Source organism: Microbacterium sp. P2_F9, assembly GCF_056403635.1.
The window spans coordinates 1-2,920 of the sequence record NZ_JBFUFC010000309.1 but is presented as its reverse complement, the minus strand read 5'-3'; the positions used below and the strand labels follow the sequence as shown (position 1 = coordinate 2,920).

The 2,920-nt window shown below is 68.7% G+C and carries 2 protein-coding genes; both read left to right on the top strand.

All coding sequences use genetic code 11. The annotated features are described in order from the left end of the window. Positions 1 to 291: 291 nt before the first annotated feature. Positions 292 to 1,419 carry a phosphoribosylformylglycinamidine cyclo-ligase gene (purM, locus tag AC1DVT_RS19250; RefSeq protein ID WP_477390895.1) on the top strand — a complete coding sequence of 376 codons (1,128 nt, stop codon included), beginning with the start codon at positions 292 to 294 and terminating at the stop codon, positions 1,417 to 1,419. Positions 1,420 to 1,425: 6 nt separating this feature from the next. After that, a complete protein-coding gene (gene purF, locus AC1DVT_RS19245; RefSeq protein WP_477390893.1) occupies positions 1,426 to 2,886 on the top strand; it encodes an amidophosphoribosyltransferase in 1,461 nt (486 codons plus the stop codon). The last annotated feature ends 34 nt before the right edge of the window (positions 2,887 to 2,920 follow it).

Here is a 2,920-nt window from a genome sequence, read left to right as displayed (position 1 = left end):
GTTCTAGGCGCGCCTGCGCCTGCTCGTCGCGATCGGCCGGGCGGGAGACCACGCCGCGCAGGTGCGGAAGTTCATCAGGCGAGCGGATGCCGAGCACTTGGCGGAGGTAGAGGGCAAGCAGAACGGGCTGACTCGCATCCTCGCGAATCACCCACTCCGGAGCCCCGCCGCTGCCCATGCGTTCATTGTAGATCCGCCCTCGGACCCCGGTTCCGGTCTCGCACCTCCAATCCCACGCCCGGCAGCTCCGGTCCGGCGTCCGCACAGGCGGCCCGCCGGTAGGCTGGAGGTGTGGCCTCACCCTCCCGCGACGCCGTGAACCCCTATGCCGAAGCAGGGGTCGACACGGCCGCCGGCGATCTCGCCGTCGAACTGATGAAATCCGCGGTGCGACGCACCCACGGACCTGAAGTCCTCGGCGGAGTAGGCGGCTTCGCCGGCCTCTTCGACGCGTCCGCACTCCAGGCGTACGCGAAGCCGCTGCTGGCGACCAGCACCGACGGCGTCGGCACCAAGGTCGCGATCGCACAGGCGATCGACAAGCACGACACGATCGGGCGCGACCTGGTCGGCATGGTCGTCGACGACATCGTCGTCGTGGGCGCACGCCCCCTCTTCATGACCGACTACATCGCGTGCGGCAAGGTCTTCCCCGAGCGCATCGCCGACATCGTCAGGGGCATCGCGGCAGGCTGCTCCGACACCGGCACCGCGCTCGTCGGCGGCGAGACGGCGGAGCACCCCGGCCTTCTCGGCATCAACGACTACGACGTCGCGGGCGCGGCGACCGGGGTCGTCGAGGCAGACGGCATCCTCGGCGCGCACCGCGTGCGCTCGGGAGACGTCGTGCTCGCGCTCGCCTCGAGCGGTCTGCACTCGAACGGCTACTCCCTGGTGCGGCACATCGTCACACGCGCCGGCATCTCCTACGGCGCTCACGCCGCCGACTTCGGCACGACGTGGGGCGAGACGCTCCTCGAGCCCACCCGCCTCTACACGAGCCCCCTGCTCCGGCTGATCGCCGGGACCGGCGACGGCGTGCACGCCCTCAGCCACGTGACGGGCGGCGGCATCGCCGCCAACCTCGCCCGCGTGCTGCCCCAGGATGCGTGGGTCGAGGTCGACCGGTCGACCTGGTCCCCTCCGCCGGTCTTCCGGGTGCTCGCTGACCTCGGCGAGATCGAACTCACGGCGACCGAAGGCACCTGGAACCTCGGCATCGGATTCCTCGCGGTCGTCGACGCGCAGAAGGCGGATGCCGCGGCATCCGCTCTCGCCCTCGAAGGCATCGCGACCTGGCAGGTGGGCGTCGTGCACACCGGTGACCGGCCGGCCGGAGAGTTCGAGCAGGGCGCCAAGGGCGTCGACGGCGGGGCGGTTCGCCTCGTCGGCAGCTACAGCGAGCACGGAGCGAGATAACCCCCTATGTGCGGAATCGTCGGAGTGGTGGGCGGCGGCCTGGCCAATCAGGAGGTCTACGACGCCCTGCTGCTGCTGCAGCATCGTGGGCAGGACTCGACCGGCATCGCCACCGCCGAGCGCAACGGCGTCTTCCACATCGCGAAGGCGAAGGGGCAGGTGCGGGAGGCGTTCCGCACGCGCGACATGCGCTCGCTGCTCGGTGAGATCGGGCTCGGCCACGTGCGCTATGCGACGAAGGGCACGGCATCCAGCGAAGAAGAGGCGCAGCCCTTCTACGTCAACGCACCGTACGGGATCGTGCTGGTGCACAACGGCAATCTCACCAATACGCGGGAGCTCACCGAGGAGCTCTTCCACAAGGACCGCCGGCACCTGAACACGAGCTCCGACACCGAGCTGCTCGTCAATGTGCTCGCCAACGAACTGCAGTCGGCGATCTCGGGGCTCGATCTCGATCCCGAGCAGGTGTTCCAGGCGGTCAGCCGCGTGCACGACCGCGTCGAAGGGTCGTACGCGGCGATCGCCCTGATCGCCGGCTACGGACTTCTCGCCTTCCGCGACCCGTTCGGCATCCGCCCGCTCATCATCGGCACGCGCCAGGGCGAAGACGGCAAGTACGAGTGGGTCGTGACGAGCGAGAGCCTCGTGCTCGAGAACGGCGGCTTCGAGGTCGTCCGCGACGTCATGCCCGGCGAGGCAGTCTTCATCGATCTGGACGGCCACCTGCACACGAAGCAGTGCGCGACCGACCCGAAGCTCTACCCGTGCTCGTTCGAGTACGTCTACCTCGCGCGCCCCGACTCGATCATGAACGGCATCTCGGTCTACGAGGCGCGCCTGCGGCTGGGCGAGCGCCTCGCCGAGACGATCGCGAAGTACACCCCGATGGGCGCGATCGATGTCGTGATGCCGATTCCCGACTCGTCGCGCCCCGCTGCCATGCAGGTGGCCCGCAAGCTCGGGATCGAGTACCGCGAGGGCTTCTACAAGAACCGCTACATCGGGCGAACGTTCATCATGCCCGGGCAGGCCRTCCGCAAGAAGAGCGTGCGGCAGAAGCTGAACGCGATGTCGAGCGAATTCAAGGGCAAGAACGTCCTGCTGATCGACGACTCGATCGTGCGGGGGACCACCTCGAAAGAGATCATCCAGATGGCTCGGGATGCCGGGGCCAAGTCGGTCACGTTCGCCTCGGCGGCGCCGCCGGTGCGCTACCCGCACGTCTACGGCATCAACATGCCGTCGCGCCACGAACTCGTCGCGCATGGCCGCACGATCCCGGAGATCGCCGAGGAGCTCGGCGCGGACTACATGGTCTACCAGGAGGTCGAAGACCTGAAGGCCGCGATCCTGGAGGGCTCCGACGTCGAGGACCTCGACATGAGCTGCTTCGACGGCCGGTACGTCACCGGCACGGTGTCGGAGGAGTACCTGGCCTGGGTCGAGGGCTCGCAGGAGAGCTGACGCGCAACGACACGCGGGGCGGCACGCGGAATCC